At 66.9% G+C, this 16,454-nt stretch carries 12 protein-coding genes; 3 read left to right on the top strand and 9 right to left on the bottom strand.

All coding sequences use genetic code 11. The features are described 5' to 3' along the window. Positions 1–6: 6 nt before the first annotated feature. From QX051_RS13110 to QX051_RS13100, 3 genes are all read left to right on the top strand, one after another. Complete coding sequence (locus QX051_RS13110) at positions 7–309, top strand: hypothetical protein (protein WP_315776405.1); 303 nt, start codon at positions 7–9, stop codon at positions 307–309. 644 nt (positions 310–953) lie between these two features. Further along, positions 954–2,057: a ferredoxin gene (locus tag QX051_RS13105; protein ID WP_315776404.1), complete on the top strand. Its 1,104-nt coding sequence runs from the start codon at positions 954–956 to the stop codon at positions 2,055–2,057. A 56-nt stretch (positions 2,058–2,113) separates the two neighbouring features. Beyond that, positions 2,114–3,376, top strand: coding sequence for a 2Fe-2S iron-sulfur cluster-binding protein (locus tag QX051_RS13100; protein WP_315776403.1), 1,263 nt, complete (start codon positions 2,114–2,116; stop codon positions 3,374–3,376). A 181-nt stretch (positions 3,377–3,557) separates the two neighbouring features. Here QX051_RS13100 and QX051_RS13095 read toward each other — a convergent pair whose 3' ends face one another. From QX051_RS13095 to ntrB, 9 genes are all read right to left on the bottom strand, one after another. After that, positions 3,558–4,730 carry a fumarylacetoacetate hydrolase family protein gene (locus QX051_RS13095; RefSeq protein WP_315776402.1) on the bottom strand — a complete coding sequence of 391 codons (1,173 nt, stop codon included), beginning with the start codon at positions 4,728–4,730 and terminating at the stop codon, positions 3,558–3,560. An 85-nt stretch (positions 4,731–4,815) separates the two neighbouring features. Next, on the bottom strand, positions 4,816–7,851 hold the full coding sequence (locus tag QX051_RS13090; RefSeq protein WP_315776401.1) for an autotransporter domain-containing protein: 3,036 nt from the start codon (positions 7,849–7,851) through the stop codon (positions 4,816–4,818). Positions 7,852–8,060: 209 nt separating this feature from the next. Further along, positions 8,061–9,014, bottom strand: coding sequence for a DMT family transporter (locus tag QX051_RS13085; RefSeq protein WP_315776544.1), 954 nt, complete (start codon positions 9,012–9,014; stop codon positions 8,061–8,063). Positions 9,015–9,210: 196 nt separating this feature from the next. Further along, the gene (locus QX051_RS13080; protein ID WP_315776400.1) at positions 9,211–10,050 is read right to left on the bottom strand and encodes an aldo/keto reductase; all 840 of its coding nucleotides are present in this window, start codon (positions 10,048–10,050) and stop codon (positions 9,211–9,213) included. Positions 10,051–10,262: 212 nt separating this feature from the next. Then, positions 10,263–12,953, bottom strand: coding sequence for a molybdopterin-dependent oxidoreductase (locus QX051_RS13075; protein WP_315776399.1), 2,691 nt, complete (start codon positions 12,951–12,953; stop codon positions 10,263–10,265). A 19-nt stretch (positions 12,954–12,972) separates the two neighbouring features. Next, positions 12,973–14,187 carry an NAD(P)/FAD-dependent oxidoreductase gene (locus tag QX051_RS13070; RefSeq protein ID WP_315776398.1) on the bottom strand — a complete coding sequence of 405 codons (1,215 nt, stop codon included), beginning with the start codon at positions 14,185–14,187 and terminating at the stop codon, positions 12,973–12,975. A gap of 5 nt (positions 14,188–14,192) precedes the next feature. After that, on the bottom strand, positions 14,193–14,618 hold the full coding sequence (locus QX051_RS13065) for a globin family protein (protein ID WP_315776397.1): 426 nt from the start codon (positions 14,616–14,618) through the stop codon (positions 14,193–14,195). Between the two features lie 84 nt (positions 14,619–14,702). Further along, positions 14,703–15,494 (bottom strand): ABC transporter ATP-binding protein, encoded by a 792-nt coding sequence (locus QX051_RS13060; RefSeq protein ID WP_315737171.1) that lies wholly within the window; start codon positions 15,492–15,494, stop codon positions 14,703–14,705. A 12-nt stretch (positions 15,495–15,506) separates the two neighbouring features. Beyond that, positions 15,507–16,415 (bottom strand): nitrate ABC transporter permease, encoded by a 909-nt coding sequence (gene ntrB, locus QX051_RS13055; protein ID WP_315737170.1) that lies wholly within the window; start codon positions 16,413–16,415, stop codon positions 15,507–15,509. Positions 16,416–16,454: the final 39 nt, after the last annotated feature.

The raw sequence follows: 16,454 nt of genomic DNA, 5'->3' as shown, positions 1-16,454 counted from the left end.
CGCCACATGCGTTCGCAGTCCCGCGGCGGGTTGCGCCCGAGCTATGCTGATCGCTTCACCCTCCTCGACAACAGAGGGCGCAGGGAAGGCCGGGCGCTGGCCGCGCCCGTGGCCCGCCTGCGAAAAAAAATGCAGGCGGCAGGTACCACAGGTCTGGCCGAACACGCCCGGCCCTCCCTGCGCGATGGTTTTGACGGCTGCTTCGCGTTCTCCCCGGTGCGCCGGCTTTTGGCCACCGTGCGCGACGATGCGCTTTGCGCGCTCCGCCGCGGGACACCAGCATCGGGGTGCCAGGACCGCGCGACTTGACCGTGCGTGCATCGCTGTTCGTCGGCGCGAATGATCACGCTGCAACGACACACGCCCATCGCATTCCGCTGCCGACGTCCATGACGACCGCGATACGTCCCCTCCGACGCAACGGAACAGGCGGGACTTTAATGCTGATTTTGCGAAATCGACAAGCTATCTATTTTTCCGCACAGGGCTGGACAGGATTTTTCGCGCACGACCCGATTTGCCCGACGGGCAGCTTTCGCATGCCGCATCCCGCGCACATGCGCCTTCATTGCGCCTGCGATCTGTCACGGTGAAGGCCGTCATTGATCCAGATCAAACGCACTCGAAAACAGACCTCGATCCAGATCAAATGCTTGATGCTCCTCGATTTGATCCAGATCAAACGGCCGCAGGCCCACCGCAGCATGGCCCAGACACGTCCATATTGGCCGTCAAAAAGCGCCACATCTCGTCGGCAGATTCCGCGGCACAGCATGCGCTGATGACGCGAACTAACAGGCCTGGCGGACGAGCACGTCTGGCCCGACCTCGTCACACCAGCGCGCCGTGCCAAGTAACCAGCGTCCTGGAAAGCAATGCGAAACAACAGCGCTCAACGTTCGTCCCAATACGACTACGCTTCGCACCGTCGAGAGGCCCGGCCGCTCACACACGTGGCCGTGCAGGTGGCTCCCGCCAGGTATCAGCCGGCCGCGCAGCCCGGCAGCCGCAGCACCGGCCGGGCCGAGCGGCGATTCTGGCTGACCATGCAGACGGTCATGCTGGTCGTTGGCGTGCTGCTGGTGAACCTGCTGCTGTTCTTCCCTGCGCTCGGCATCGCCCTGATGTGGAATCTGCTGATTCCGGTCGCGCCGGCGCTGGTGACGATCTCGCCCGGCCTGTGGCGCAACATCTGTCCGATGGCGACCTTTCATCTCTTGCCGAACAAGATGGGCATCTCGCAGAACATCCGGATGCCGGAATGGGGCGCGGCGACCTTAGCGGTGATCAGCGTAACCTCGCTCTTCATCGTCGTGCCGATGCGGCGCATCGGACTCAATGTTGACGGGCCGTTGACGGCGCTCATGCTGCTGTCGGCTGCGGTCATGGCGTTCGCGATGGGCTCGGTGTTCGAGATGCGCTCGGGCTGGTGCACCTCGCTGTGCCCGATCCACCCCGTCGAGCGTCTGTACGGCACCAACCCCGCTCTCACCTTCAAGAACGCCCGCTGCAATATCTGCGAGGCCTGCAGCAATCCGTGCCCGGACTCGACGCCAGAGCTGACGCCGACCGCGGGGGTGCCGACGAAGGTGCAGCAGTTCCTGGGTAACTTCCTGATCGGCAGCTTTCCCGGCTTCGTCTGGGGCTGGTTCCAGGTGCCGGATTATCCGCCGCAGCAGGTCGGGAGTGCCGAGATCATCACCGCCTATGTCTGGCCGTTCGGCGCGGCCGTCATCAGCTACATCGTGTTCAGGATCGGCGAGCACATGCTGCGCTACAAGCCGGCCACCCGCACCCGGATGCACCGCATCTTCGCCGCGACGGCGGTCAGCACCTACTATTGGTATCGCCTGCCCGGTCCGGCGTCGCTGCTGCCGGACTGGTTTCCGCTGGTCTCGCACCTCATCACGACGCCGTTCTTCTTCTGGTTCCTGGTGCTGCGTTCGCCGAAGGTGAGCTGGCTGAAGCGGCCGGTGATGGCGTCGAACTACTGGTCGAGCCGGTTCGAGACCACCGCCAACAAGAATCTCATCCGCGTGTCGCCCGGCAGGGCGTGATCCCGCGGCGTCCTTCAGCCCACATTGTCACAGCGTATTCGATCGAGGAGTGAACCATGTCGAACTTCAGGACCGTCACCGTCAAGGGCCGCCAGTTCCGCGTCCGCGCGGGTGACGTGCTGCTCGATGGCGCGCTCGCCAACGGCGTCGAGATTCCGTTCGACTGCCGCGCCGGCACCTGCGGCACCTGCATGGTTCATGTCTCCAAGGGGCAGACGGTGTGCGGCGAGACGCATACGCAGGGCATGATCTACGCGTGCCAGGCGCGCGTGGTTTCCGACCTCGACGTCGAGATGGAGGACGTGCCCGAGATCGACACCTCCAAGGCCCGCCTGGTCGGCCTGCGTGAGGTCGCGCCCGACATCATGGAGCTGATGATCGCCCCTGAAAAGAGCATCAGCTATCTGCCCGGACAGTACTTCAAGTTCACCTTCAACGGCTATCCGGCGCGCGCCTATAGCCCCACCGCCTCGTTCGACGGCCGCATCGGCGGCCGCGTCATCCATCTCAACATCAAGCGCGTGCGCGGCGGCCGCGTGACGACGGCGCTCGGCAGCGGCATCCGTCCCGGCCATCGGCTGCGCATCCAGGGGCCGTATGGGCATGCGTTCCTGCGCCCGGGCGGCACCGGCCGTCTCGTCCTCGCCGGCAGCGGCACCGGCTTCGCGCCGATCTGGGCGATCGCGGCGATGGCGCTGCGCGAGCAGCGGGACCGGCCGATGGTCATCATCGCCGGCGCCAAGAAGCTGCCGCAGCTCTACATGACGCCGATCCTGGCACAGCTCGCGCGGCTGGCGAACGTCACGATCATCCCGACCGTCGAGGAAGGCCCGATCAATCATCCCTCGATCCGCACCGGACGCATCGAGCCGCACATGCCGACCTTGACCGCCTCCGACGTCGTCTATGCCTGCGGCTCGCCGCGCATGGTCAGCGCGCTCGCCGGCATGGTCGAGAAGGCCGGTGCGACCTTCTATGCCGATCCGTTCGACCCGGCTCCGCCGGAAGCGCCGTCCGGCCTGATCGGACGCATCAAGACGCTGGTGGCGCGGCGGCCGCCGGAGCCGGAGCAGAGCCGCGACAGCGGCAAGGGCCGCGAGGCCTCCCTCGATCCGTTCGAGCGCGCGCTGTCGCTGGTGCCGAAGGATCCGATCGAGGATGATCTCGGCCTGCGCCGCCCCGAGCCGCGCCGCAGCGCGGCGGCCGAGCGCGACCATGCATTGTCGGTGGTGCGAGAGCGTGCCGCGCTGGGCGATCCCACGCAGTTGCAGGAGCGCGCCCGCCGCGCCGCCGGGCAGATGGCGTCGGGGCATGTGTGAGGGGCCACATCAGCGTCTCCGCAATACCGCGACCGATTATGAAGATAGGAGTGTAGTGCGCGCCTCTCACCACGTCGTCACGGCCGGGCTTGTCCCGGCCATCCACGTCATTCGGCATCGTTGGGAGGACGTGGATGCCCGGGACAAGCCCGGGCATGACGGAATAACGACTAAGCAAGCCTCAGATCAGCTTGCGCCGCGCCAAACTCCGCATTAGGGCACCGACGCCGAAAGTCCACGGCTCGCATTCGTCGCTGTTGCGCATGCGGTTGACGAGGCGGCCGAGCTGCGGGGCTGAGATGGTGACGATGTCGTCGCGCTTGTGGGTGAAGCCCTGGCCGGGTGCGTCGCGGTCCTTCACCGGGGCGAACATGGTGCCGAGGAACAGCGCGAAGCCGTCGGGATATTGGTGCACGGCGCCGATGGTCTGGGCGACGAGATCGGTCGGATCGCGGCTGATCTTGCTGATGGAGGAATGACCGTCGAGCACGAAGCCGTCGCTGCCGGTGACGTTGAGCGCCACGTCCATCTGCCTCACGTGATCCAGCGTGAAGGTCTTGTCGAACAGCCGCAGCAACGGGCCGATGGCACAGGAGGCGTTGTTGTCCTTGGCCTTCGACAACAGCAGCGCCGAGCGGCCCTCGAAGTCGCGCAGGTTGACGTCATTGCCGAGCATCGCGCCGACGATCCGGCCGCGGCTCGACACCGCCAGCACGACCTCCGGCTCCGGGTTGTTCCAGGTCGATTTCGGATGCAGCCCGGCATCCATGCCGGTGCCGACAGATGACAAGGTCGGCGCCTTGGTGAAGACCTCGGCATCGGGCCCGATGCCGACCTCGAGATACTGGCTCCAGGCGTTCTGCTCGATCAGCACCTGCTTCAGGTGCATCGCCTGGTCCGAGCCCGGCTTGAGCTTGGAGAAATCGTCGCCGACCAGACGCACCACCTCCTTGCGGATCGCCTCGGCGGAGGCCGGATTACCGCGCGCGCGCTCCTCGATGACACGCTCCAGCATCGAGATCGCGAAGGTGACGCCCGCCGCCTTCAGCACCTGCAGATCGACCGGCGCCAGCAGCCAGGGCTTGGCCGGATTGCGGCGATCCGGCGGGGTGTTGGCGAGGATGGCGGCGAGGTCGCCGATGCGCTCGCCTTTCATCGCGCGCAGGGCCGCCGCCGGATCGTCGTGCTCGCAGAGGGCGCTGACGGTGGGGAAAGCCGAAGTGACGTCGAACACGCCGTCGTCGCGCACGGCGACCACGGCCGGTCCGTCCACGTCGGGGCGCCAGACCCGGCCAACCAGCGTGCCGCTGGTGCCGTCGTCGGGCAGGACGGTCTCGGGCATCAGGTTGATCATGGCGTCGTGCTCCCTGTTGTTCTTGTTGCTCAGCGCACCCCTAGCATCGGTGCACGCCGGCTCCAAGCCACACGACGTCGCGCGATCACCAGCTGTAGCGCACCACGCCCTTGCCGGCATAGGAGCGGCTGATGGTCGAGAACTCGCCCTCGAAGGTCGCAGCCGCCGACCAGCCGTTGCGCCAGGCCATTTCGGCCGAGGCCGTGGTCAGCGCAAGGTCGCGCGACTGCGCAGCGCCGTTGATGACGAAACTCGTGCCCGGGAGCAGCTGGAAGCCGGCGGTCATGGTGCGATCCGGGTTGAAATTGTGCGCCCAGGCGGCGCGGCTGCGCAGCGACAGCACGCCGTCGGCGAGCGCAAACGACCGATCGACGCGCGCGCCGAGCTCGGTGCGCGCATCGGTGACAGTCTTGCCGGCATAGGTCAGCGCGAAGGTGCCGGCGCCGGAGAGCACCTGCTCGGCATAGGACGGTAGCACGTAAGCCGTCGCCTGTCCGCCGAGATAGGGCGTGATCCCGCCCCACGGCGTGGCATAGCGGCGGCCGGCCTCGAGGCGAGCCGAATAGGCCGAGGCGATGAAGCGGCCACGGAGCTGGTCGACGCCGGCGACCGTCACGGTGCGGTCGGTGGTCACGTCGTGCCAGCCATAGGCGAGCGCGGCGGCAAGATAATTCGGGCCGTTGCGATAGCGGGCGAAGGCGCCAGCCTGGAACAGGTCGGAGCGGCCGCTGCCGCCGCCATTGACGCCGAAGCTGGTGCCGCCGCCGGACAGCGCGAAGCCGGCCAGCCAGCTCGGCGACACGATGTAATCGGCGCCAGCGGCCAAGCCGACCTCGCGGATCGTGACGTTGTTCGAGCCGAGCGCGGCGTTGCCATCGGTGAACGAGCCGCCGCCGAACGGCGCGGCCCAGGTGCTCCAGCGCTCATCGAAGCGCTGGGCCGGTGTGGCCTTCACCGGCATGCGCGCGAAGGCATCGCGCGGCGCGGCGCCCCGCCCTGCGTCGGCGAACGCCGCAGCCGGACTAGATGCGTTCGCGCTGTGACCGGCGACGAAAGGATCGGTCATCAGGCCAAGAAAGATCTTCATCGAGTCGAACATCGCCTGCTGCGGAGCGGTGGCGATCTCGCCGGAGACCTGCGTCAGGCCGGCCGGGGTCAGCGCGCCGAAGGCGAGCGGAATGCCGCCGGTGCGGTTGAAATAGCCGGTCGTGGTGTCCGTGACGTTCTGCTGGTTGGTGTTGTTGGTGCCGGTCGAGCCAAGCGTCAGGTTCAGATAGACGTTGTTGGCGTCGTAGCTCAGACGAGAAGTGAAATTGGCCGGCAGGTTGGTGTTGACCAGCGCATTGAAGGTGCCACTGACGCCGCCGGTCGCATTGACGATCGTGTACTGCTTGTTGACGTAGCTACCAGGCGCGAAACTCGCCTGCACGGTGGCGCCGCCGAGCGTCGCCGTTCCCGTCACGTTGACCCGGTCGGCATTGGCCGGGGATACCTCGACCATGTAGCTCGCAGCCGTCGTGAACACGAGGTTGCCCTGCACGGTGAGCAGCCCGATCGAATTGCCCGGCGCGAGTGCGCCGCCGTTGATGAGCGTGCTGCCGACGATGCCGTTGCCGCCGAGCGCGCCGCCGGAATTCACCACGACATTGCTGCTGGCGATCGAGCCGTTCACGGCGAGGATGCCGCCGTCGATCGTGGTCGTGCCGGTGTAGGTATTGACGCCGGACAATGTCAGCTTGCCGCTGCCGACCTTGGTCAGCGAGCCTGGGCCGATGGTGCCGCACCCGCAAGGATCGGTGTCGCCGATCACGCCGGAGACCTCGGTGGAGAGATTGTTGCCGCCGACCACCAGCGTGTTGAAGGCGCCGATGTAGTAGTTGCCGGAGCCCGCCAGCGAGCCGGCGGTGATGCGGCCGTCGCCATTGACACCCGTGCTACCGGAGAAATCGACCACGCCGGTGCCATTGGTGACGAACTGGGCGGTGCCGCCGGTCGTATTGTCGAGGAAGCGCGTGCGGCCACCATCATTGGTGATGATCGTGGCGGAGCCGGCGCTGGCGTGATCGAAGAACAGCGTCGAGCCGCCGTCATTGGTGGTGACGGTCGCGTTCGCCGCGGTGGAATGGGCGTTGAACTGGACCTGGCCGTTCATGTTGTTGGTGATGGTGGCATTGCCGGCCGACGGGGTGTCGCTGCCGAAGCCGATCCCGAACATCACGTAGGAATTGCCGCCATTGGTGATGACCGCATTGGCGGCCGTGGCGGCATTGACAAACGCCAGCATGCTGAACGTGGCGTTCGTGATCGTCGCGTTGCCGGCGCTGGTATTGGCGTTGAACAGCGTGCGGCCCTGATGGTTGGTGATCACGGCGTTGCCGGCCGTGGCCGTGTCCGTGCCGCCGGCGACACCGAACGCGGTCGTGGCGATCGACTGGTTCACGATCGTCATCGTGCCGGCGGAGCTCGCACCGAGGAAGTTGGTGGTGCCGCCATCATTGGTGAGCGAGACGATGCCGGACGTGTCGGCCCTGACGATGTTGAAGATGCCGAAATTCGACACGTCGCCGACGATCCGGGCGGTGTGGGTAGCATCGCCGAGCTGCAGGGTCGCGACGCTGCCGATGAAGGTGCCGCCGGAGTAGGAATTGGTGCCGAGCAGGATGGTGGTGCTGTTGCCGAGCAATTCGGCGCGCACGCCGGCAACGGTCTCGCCGAGGTTGTTGCCGATGGTGATGGTCTGGCCGGAATTGGCGTTGTTGATGAAGCCCCAGCCGGAGCCGGCGACGCCGAAATTCACGTCGGCGCCGCCGATCGAATAGGACTGGGCGTTGCTGAGGAAGATCCAGGAATCCGGATTGATCGGCGCCGTGACCGTGATGGTCGATGCGCCGGTGGCCCCGAACAGCGCCTCCTGGCCGCCCGATGCGGGCGGCGCGCCGGCCGGCGGGGTCTCCCAGTTGGTCGAGAGATTGTAGTCGGAGGTCGTCGTCGTGGCGCCGGGACCGCCCCAGGTGTAGTCGGTTTGCGCCTGCGCGGCCGTCGCCAGCCCGAGCCCGACCACGAGCACCAATCCGCCAACCCGCCAGCGGACAGCCCGGTCAGCCGTGTTGTCGCCCGACATCCCCACTCCGACGCTCCCAAGCCCTGCTCTGCACGGTCTCGTGCAGTCCAAGACCTAGCAGCTCAGACTTGGTGGTCGGGACGGGATGCGAATGCGTTTTTCCAATGATTTCAGATCATTACGCGTTTCGCACCGGTTGTGGCGATCGCGCAACGCATCCGCCCAAAAATTCACACCCCCGTATTCGCCAGGGATGCGCGAGCGAGGGCTCACGGATTCGGCGAGCTCTCGCCGGCGACCTGCAGCAGTTGCGAGCGGCGGACGCGCTCGCGATGGGCGGTGTAGAGGCCGCTGGAGACGATGAAGGCGGCACCGACGATGGTCCAGACGTCCGGCACCTCGCCGAACACCAGGAAGCCGAGGATGCTGACCCACAGCAGCTGGGTGTAGGAGAACGGCGCCAGCACCGAGGCGTCGGCATAGCGGAACGCCAGCACGACGATCCACTGCCCCATGGTCGAGGCGACGCCGACCAGCACGCCGAAGCCGATGTCCTGCCAGGACGGCGTGGTCCAGACGAACGGCACGATTGCCGTGAGCACGCAGAGGCCGGCGATCGACGAATAGGTCATGATCGTGATGGCGTGCTCTCGGCCGCTCATCATCCGCGTCATGATCAGCGTGCAGGCCCAGGCGAAAGCCGAGGCGATCGGGAACAAGGCAGCGAGATGGAACGCGCCGGTGCCGGGGCGGAGAATGATCAGCACCCCAAACAACCCGACCGCGGTCGCGATCCAGCGGCGCAGGCCGACCTTCTCGCTGAGGAACACGATCGACAGCGCGGTGACGAACAGCGGCGCGACGAAGCCGGTGGCGGAAGCCTCGGCGATCGGCAGATAGCGTAAACCGGTGATGAACATCAGCGACGAGCCGAGCAGCGCAACGCCGCGCAGCAGTTGGAACTTGAGCCGCTCGGTGCGCATCGCGAACAGCGGCGAGCCCGGGATCATCGCCGGCACCATGATCGCCGCGAATATGACGAAGCGGATCCAGGTGATCTCGATCGAGGGCAGCGTCTTCGAGAGATATTTCGCTGTGACGTCCGAGGTGCCGAGGAACACCGTCGACAGCAGGATCAGGGCGATGCCGCGGAACGGCCGGTCGGCCCGCGCAGGCGCGCGCTTGCGCGTGGCCTGCGGCTTCTCCTGCAGGGAGGTCGGCACGTCGTCGAGGCGCGCGGCTGCGGCCGCACTCGGTGGCGGGGTCACGGTCGAACTCGGAAGTTTTGGAACGGGGACGATTCGGTGAGAGGCGACAAGACGCCAATCGCGACGCCGCGACAACCCATCGAAGCGGGCAGCACTTATGCGTTGCTACGCGCCGGGGTAGCAAACATCCGTAATTTTCCGTGATGCTGCACTACAGCATGGGCAGCCCGCGCGGCTTCGGCCCGCGCGGAAAGGCGCGATCGATCGCGGCGATCTCGGCCGCGGTCAGCTCGATGTCGCCGGCCGCGGCATTCTGCTCGGCATGCTCGGGCCGCGACGCCTTGGGGATCGCGAACAGCGACGACGCCCGTGTCAGGAAGGCGAGCGCGATCTGGCGCGGCGTTGCGCCATGCTGCTCCGCGATGCGCTGCAGCACCTCGCCGCCGGCGCTGCGGCGGTCCGGAAAGTCGTCATGGCCGAACGGCGAATAGGCGACGACGGCGACGCCATGCTGACCGCACCACGGGATCACCGCGTGCTCGATGGCGCGCTCCTGCAGATGATAGAGCACCTGGTTGCAGGCGATCTTGCCCTCGCCTGCGACCTTCAGCAGTTCATCGAGATCGTCGACGTCGAAATTGCTGACGCCCCACGACGCGATCTTGCCGGCGGCCTTGAGCTCCTCGAACGCCGCCACCGTCTCCGCGAGCGGATAGGAGCCCGGCCAGTGCAGGAGATAGCAGTCGAGCCGATCGGTCTTCAGCCGCTTCAGCGAGCGCTCGCAGGCGGTGATGGTGCCCTTGCGCGAGGCGTTGCTCGGCAGCACCTTCGAGACCAGGAACACCTCGTCGCGCCGGCCGGCGATGGCCTCGGCGATGACCAGCTCGGCATCGCCATACATCTCCGCGGTATCGATGTGGCTCATGCCGAGATCGAGGCCGCGCCGCAACGTGGCGATGGCGCGGCTGCGATCGGCTTGGTCGAGATACCAGGTGCCCTGCCCGATGACGGAGACGCTGGCCCCGCCGGTTCCGAATGTCTTGTGCTTCATGCGCGGGAGCATAGTGGATGAGCCGCACGACGTCGATTGGGTGCCCTCCCTGCTCAAGGCATCTGACGCGCCTCCACACCCACGTCATTCCGGGGCGACGCGTCAGCGTCGAACCCGGAATCCCGAGCTTGTCTTGCGCTGTTTCATTTCCACCATGTCGAGATTCCGGGTTCGACGCCGTTGGCCTCGCCCCGGAATGACAGTGTTCTCGGCTAGCTCGCCGCCGCGATCGGCGGGGCGTCCGTGGCCGTCTGCGCGATCAGCCGCTTCATCTCGGGAATGCACGAGCCGCAATTGGTGCCAGCCTTGAGCTGCGCACCGATGGCGGCGGGCGTGCGCGCGCCGCCGGCGATGGCGTCGCAGATGGTGTCGCGGCCGACGCCGAAGCAGGCGCAGACGATCGGGCCGCCGCCGACGCCGTCGGGCGCGCGGCCGGACAGCAGCACGCGGCGCTGGTCGTCGTCGAGGCGATCGGCGGCGAACATCGTCTTCACGACGTTCCAGTCGCCGGCATCATGGCCGGGGCCGACGAAGAGACAGGTTTCGATGCGATCGCCGGCGAACGACGCGGCGCGATAGACGCCGCCGCCGACATCCATGTAGTCCGTGACATCGTCGGTGGCGCGCGCCTTGAACCAGGCCGGCCAGCGCGACAGATCGCCGTTATCGGCGAACAGATAGCCCAAGCCGCCCTGCACCGTCGCGCGCGCCCACCACAGGTTGGACGGCAGCGTGAGCTCGTTGCGCGACAGGATGAAGCCGCGGAATACGTACTCATAAGAACTGATCGCAGCCGGGGTCGCCTTGGCCTCGGGCTGGCCGGAGAACGGATCGGTGTGGGAGGCGACCAGCGCGCCGACGCGGCCATGCGATGAGTTGGTGGCATTCCAATGGATCGGCGCGAACAGCATGCCGCGCTGCTGGCGCTCGCTGACCACGACCTTGAGGATGCACTGGCCGTGCTCGGTCGTCACCTTGGCGAAGCCGTCATGCATCAGGCCGCATTTCAGCGCGTCGTCCGGATGCACCTCGACGAACGGCTCCGGCAGATGCGCTGATAGCCGCGGGCTCAAGCCCGTGCGCGTCATCGTGTGCCACTGGTCGCGGATGCGCCCGGTGTTCAGGCGCAGCGGGCGGGCGGCGGTGGTCTCACCGCGCAGCGCCGGCACTTCCGGCGCGACGAAGCGCGCTTTGCTGTCGTTGGTGAAGAAGGCGCCGTCGGCGAAAAAGCGCGGCTCGGGCGGCTTGCCCGCGCGCGCCGGCCATTGCACCGGCGCCATCGTCTCGTATTCGTCGTCAGTGAGCGAGGCCAGCGCGCCGATGTCGAAATCGCGCGTGCCGTCGTTCTCGAACGCCGACAATGCCGCATGCTCGCGGAACACGTCGGCCGCAGAGTTGTAGTTGAAGGCGCCCGCGTGGCCGAGCCGTTTGCCGACCTCGCTCAGGATCCACCAGTCCGGCATGGCCTCGCCGGCCGGCGCCAGGAAGGCGCGCTGCCGCGAGATGCGGCGCTCGGAGTTGGTGACGGTGCCCGACTTCTCGCCCCAGGCCTGCGCCGGCAGCAGCACGTGGACGCCGGCATCGACGGTGTCGTTGGAGCGGACGTTCTCGGACACGACGAACAGCTCGAGCTTCTTGAGCGCGGCGCGGACCAGATCGGCGTCCGGCAGCGACACCGCCGGATTGGTGCCGATCACCCACAGCGCCTTGATCTCGCCGCGCGCGATCGCCTCGAACATCTGCACCGCCTTGAGACCCTCATGGGTGGCGATGTCCTTGGCCTTCCAGAAGCGGCGGACGCGGTCGATGTCTGGCGGCGTGAAGCCCATATGGGCGGCGAGCTGATTGGCGAGCCCGCCGACCTCGCGGCCGCCCATCGCATTGGGCTGGCCGGTCAGCGAGAACGGCCCCATGCCCGGCTTGCCGATGCGCGCTGTCGCGAGATGGCAGTTGAGGATCGCGTTGACCTTGTCGGTGCCCTGCGCCGACTGGTTGACGCCCTGCGAATAGAGGGTGACGACCTTGGGAGTATCGCGGAACAGCTTGAAGAAGGCGACGACGTCGACCTCGGACAGGCCGGTGGCGAGCGCGGTCGCGCCCGCGCTGCCGGCGAGGCTGCGGGCGCGCGCCAGGGTCTCGTCGAAGCCGCTGGTGTGAGCGTTGATGTAGTCGTGATCGAGCGCACCGCTGTCGGCGAGATGCACCAGCAGGCCGGAGAACAGCGCCGCATCAGTGCCAGGCTTCAATCCCAGGAACAGATCGGCTTCGCTCGACGTGTCGGTGCGACGTGGATCGATGACCACGAACCTGGCGCCGCGCGTCTGCTTGTTGGCCAGCATGCGCTGATACAGCACCGGATGGCACCAGGCGGCATTGCTGCCCACGAAGACCAGCAGATCGGCCTGATCGAGATCCTCGTAGGTGCCGGGCACGGTGTCGGCGCCGAAGGCGCGGCGGTGGCCGGCGACCGACGAGGCCATGCACAGCCGCGAGTTGGTGTCGACATTGGCCGAGCCGAGAAAGCCTTTCATCAGCTTGTTGGCGACGTAATAGTCCTCGGTCAGCATCTGGCCGGAGAGATAGAACGCCACCGCATCCTCGCCGTCGCGGGCGACGATGTGCTTCAGGCGGGTCGCGACGTGATCGAGTGCATCGCTCCACGCCACCCGCTGCATGCCGCCCTTGCAGCGGATCATCGGGTACAGCAGCCGGCTCTCGAGCCCGAGCGTCTCGCCGAGCGCCGAGCCCTTGGAGCAAAGCCGGCCGAGATTGGCGGGATGCATCGGATCGCCGGAGATGGCAGCGCCGCCGCGGCCGTCGGGCGTGGCGAGCACGCCACAACCGACACCACAGTAAGGACACGCAGTGCGCACCGTCAGCAGCTTCGGATCGACCGTCGTCATCGTCGTGCGTGGCCCCTTCTCACGCTGCCTGCGGCCGCGCGCCCGCGCGGCCGAACATCATCGCCGTCCGGATCGCTGCAACCGGCTCGCGGCTCCGGATCAGCTCGCGATACCACAACGCGTCCTGAGTCTCACCGATCAGCACGGCGCCGGTGAGGCGCCCCTCCGTGATGACGAGCTTCTTGTAGATGCCGCGTTTGGCATCGTTGAGCACGATCGCCTCGCTGCCCTCGGCGCCGATGAAGTCGCCCGCCGAGAACACGGATACGCCGGACACTTTCAAGTTGGTCGACACGACGCTGCCGCCATAGGCCGCCTGGCGGCCGGCCAGATGCCGCGCCAGCACCCGGGCCTGCTCGTAGGCCGGCTCGACCAGCCCATAACAGGTGCCGCGATGCTCGGCGCATTCGCCGAGCGCGAAGATGCCGGGGGCCGAGGTCTGCATGGCGTCATCGACGACGATGCCGCGGTTGACGGCGAGCCCCGCCTCTTTCGCCAGCGCAACGTTCGGCCGGATTCCGGCCGCGAAGATCACGGCGTCGGTGGCGAGGCGCCGTCCATCGGCCAGTTCGACTCCTTCGACCCGCCCGTCCCCATGGATGGCCGCGGTGCTGGCATTGAGCAGAACCTCGATCCCCTTGCGCGCCACCAGCGCCTTCAGCAACGCGGCCGCCGGCGCATCGAGCTGCCGCTCCATCAGCCTGTCCATCAGATGCAACAGCGTCACCCTGGCGCCGGCACGCGCCAGGCCATAGGCCGCTTCCAACCCGAGCAGGCCGCCGCCGACGACCACCACGCGCCCCTTCCTCGCCGCCAGCGCCAACAGCACGTCGGTGTCCCGGCTGTCGCGGAACGTGTGCACGCCCGGCAGATCGGCGCCTGGCACGGGAAGCCGCAGCGGCAGCGAGCCGGTGGCCAGGACCAGGCGCGAGAACGCCACGTTCTCGTCGTTCTCGATCTGGAGCTCGCGGCGGCCGACATCGATGGCGGTCACGCGCGCACCGTATTTCAGCGTCACGCCGCGCTCGCGCCACCAGGTGGCTGGCTTGAGCTCGATCTCGTGGGACGCAGCCTCGCCGGCCAGCACCGACGACAGCAGCACGCGGTTGTACGCCAGACGCGGCTCCTCGCCGATGACGGCGATCGCGTAGCGGCCGAGCGCGGTCTGCGACAGCTCCTCGGCCAGCTTTGCAGCGGCCATGCCATTGCCGACGATGACGAGCGGTTCACTCAAGACGTCTACTCCGCCGCCTGCGCCTTGCCGTAGGCTTCCGCGATCATGAAGCCGGACAGCGTGCCATAGGCCGCGGTCCAGGCCTCGGCGACCTCGGGCGTCCAGGCCTCGCCGAGCCCCTTTTCCAGGGTCCACAGCAGCGCAGAGCCGACCACCGGATAGTGCTCGGGCTTGGCACCATAATCGACGTGGCGCTTGGCCAGCGCGCTTGCTGCCGGCAGGATCGCAGGCAAGTTCGCCAATCCATTCACGACGACCGCCAGCGTCGCCATCAGCTTCTTGCGCTGCTCGGTGAGATCGTCTGGAAACATCGGCCGCACCTGCGGCGCGACCTCGAACAAGCGATCGTAGAAGATGCCCGCGGCCTGATCGGAGATCGGCGCGACCTTGGCAAAGCTGTCCTGAACCAATTCGATCTGAGACGGCGTCATGGGAAATCCTTCGATGATGGAGACGAGAACCCGTTAGTCGCCCGAGGCGGAGGGCGGTTCGATCCGTCCTCCGCGTTCGAATCGTCACGCCGCCTCGACGTAGCGATGGCGCTCATAGAGGAATTCCAGCACGCGCTGGCGGCACTTCACGTAGGTGGCGTTGGTCGCGAGCTCGAGCCGCTTGCGCGGACGCGGCAGCGCGACCTCGAGCACCTCGCCGATCCGTGCGCTCGGACCGTTGGTCATCATCACGATACGGTCGGACAGCAACACGGCCTCGTCGACGTCGTGGGTGATCATCAGGATGGTGTTGCCGAGCTTCTGATGCAGCGCCATCACGGAATCCTGCAGATGCGCCCGGGTCAGCGCGTCGAGCGCGCCGAACGGCTCGTCAAGCAGCAGGACCTTCGGCTCCATGGCCAGCGCGCGGGCAATGCCGACGCGCTGCTTCATGCCGCCGGAGATCTCGTTCGGACGCTTGTCCTTGGCATGGGCCATCTGCACGAGATTCAGATTGTGCATGGTCCAGGCATCGCGCTCGGCCCGGGTCTTGGTCTTGGCGAACACCTTGTCGACGCCGAGCCGCACGTTCTCATAGACCGTGAGCCAGGGCAGCAGGCTGTGGTTCTGGAACACCACGGCGCGGTCGGGCCCCGGCGAATTGACTTCGCGCTCCTCCAGCAGCACGCCTCCGGTCGTGGCCGTGGTGAGCCCCGCCACGATGTTGAGCATCGTCGATTTGCCGCAGCCGGAATGGCCGATGATCGAGACGTACTCGCCCTTCTCGATCGAGAGGTTGATGTCCTTCAGCACTTCGGTGGTCGCGGTGCCGCGGGTGAAGGTCTTGTCGACGTGGTCGAGCTTCAGATAGGCCATGATCTCTACCTCTCAATTCGTCGCAGTGCCGCGGGTGACGATCTTGCCGACCACCGCGATCATGCGGTCGAGCACGAAGCCGATGATGCCGACATAGAACAGCGCGAGAATGATCTCGCTGATATGCGAGGAGTTCCACGCGTCCCAGATGAAGAAGCCGATGCCGACGCCGCCGATCAGCATCTCGGCCGCGACGATCGCGAGCCACGACAGGCCGATGCCGATGCGCAGGCCGGTGAAGATGTAGGGCGCGGCCGCCGGGATCATGATCTTGGCGAAGAACTCCAGCGGATTGAGCTGCACCACCGCGGCGACGTTGCGGTAGTCCTGCGGAATGTTGCGGATGCCGACCGCGGTGTTGATGATGATCGGCCACACCGAAGTGATGAAGATGACGAAGATCGCCGACGGCTGGCCGTCGCGGAAGGCCGCCAGCGACAGCGGCAGCCAGGCGAGCGGCGGGATCGTGCGCAGCACCTGGAAGATCGGATCGAGGCCGCGCATGGCCCACACCGACTGGCCGATCAGCGTGCCGACACCGACGCCGACGACGACGGCAATCGCGTAGCCGAAGGCGACGCGCCGGAGGCTGGCTTCGAGATGCCAGAACAAGCCCTTGTCGATGCCGCCATGATCGAAGAACGGATCGAAGATCAGCTCCCGGGTGTCGCTGAAGACCCGGGAGGGCGGCGGCAGCGCCGAGCCGGCCCGGCGGCAGACCAGCTCCCAAATCAGCAGGAACAGCGCCAGCACGATCAGCGGCGGCACCACGCGCACCGCGGCCTCACGTGCCATCTTTACATAGCGCTCGGCCTTCGGCGGCTGTTTGGGCGTCATCGTTACGATGGACGCCGAGGTGGACGCCGCCGCGGTCGGCACGACCTGGGGAGCACTATCGTTGCTCAACGCTGGCATGGACATCGGAAACCTTTCTCCGTGCAATGAGAGGGGCCGCGCGCT

It is taken from the genome of Bradyrhizobium sp. SZCCHNR1053 (genome assembly GCF_032381235.1).
Taxonomy (GTDB): domain Bacteria; phylum Pseudomonadota; class Alphaproteobacteria; order Rhizobiales; family Xanthobacteraceae; genus Bradyrhizobium.
The sequence above is the reverse complement of the archived record's forward strand: the minus strand, read 5'-3'. Positions and strand labels throughout refer to the sequence as shown.

What these genes read in the sequence shown, in the direction of transcription:
- QX051_RS13065 (WP_315776397.1), bottom strand. Translation starts at nt 14,618, where the DNA reads ATGACGCCGTCTCAGATCGAATTGGTTCAGGACAGCTTTGCCAAGGTC.
- QX051_RS13110 (WP_315776405.1), top strand. Translation starts at nt 7, where the DNA reads ATGCGTTCGCAGTCCCGCGGCGGGTTGCGCCCGAGCTATGCTGATCGC.
- QX051_RS13095 (WP_315776402.1), bottom strand. Translation starts at nt 4,730, where the DNA reads ATGATCAACCTGATGCCCGAGACCGTCCTGCCCGACGACGGCACCAGC.
- QX051_RS13090 (WP_315776401.1), bottom strand. Translation starts at nt 7,851, where the DNA reads ATGTCGGGCGACAACACGGCTGACCGGGCTGTCCGCTGGCGGGTTGGC.
- QX051_RS13080 (WP_315776400.1), bottom strand. Translation starts at nt 10,050, where the DNA reads ATGAAGCACAAGACATTCGGAACCGGCGGGGCCAGCGTCTCCGTCATC.
- QX051_RS13075 (WP_315776399.1), bottom strand. Translation starts at nt 12,953, where the DNA reads ATGACGACGGTCGATCCGAAGCTGCTGACGGTGCGCACTGCGTGTCCT.
- ntrB (WP_315737170.1), bottom strand. Translation starts at nt 16,415, where the DNA reads ATGTCCATGCCAGCGTTGAGCAACGATAGTGCTCCCCAGGTCGTGCCG.
- QX051_RS13100 (WP_315776403.1), top strand. Translation starts at nt 2,114, where the DNA reads ATGTCGAACTTCAGGACCGTCACCGTCAAGGGCCGCCAGTTCCGCGTC.
- QX051_RS13060 (WP_315737171.1), bottom strand. Translation starts at nt 15,494, where the DNA reads ATGGCCTATCTGAAGCTCGACCACGTCGACAAGACCTTCACCCGCGGC.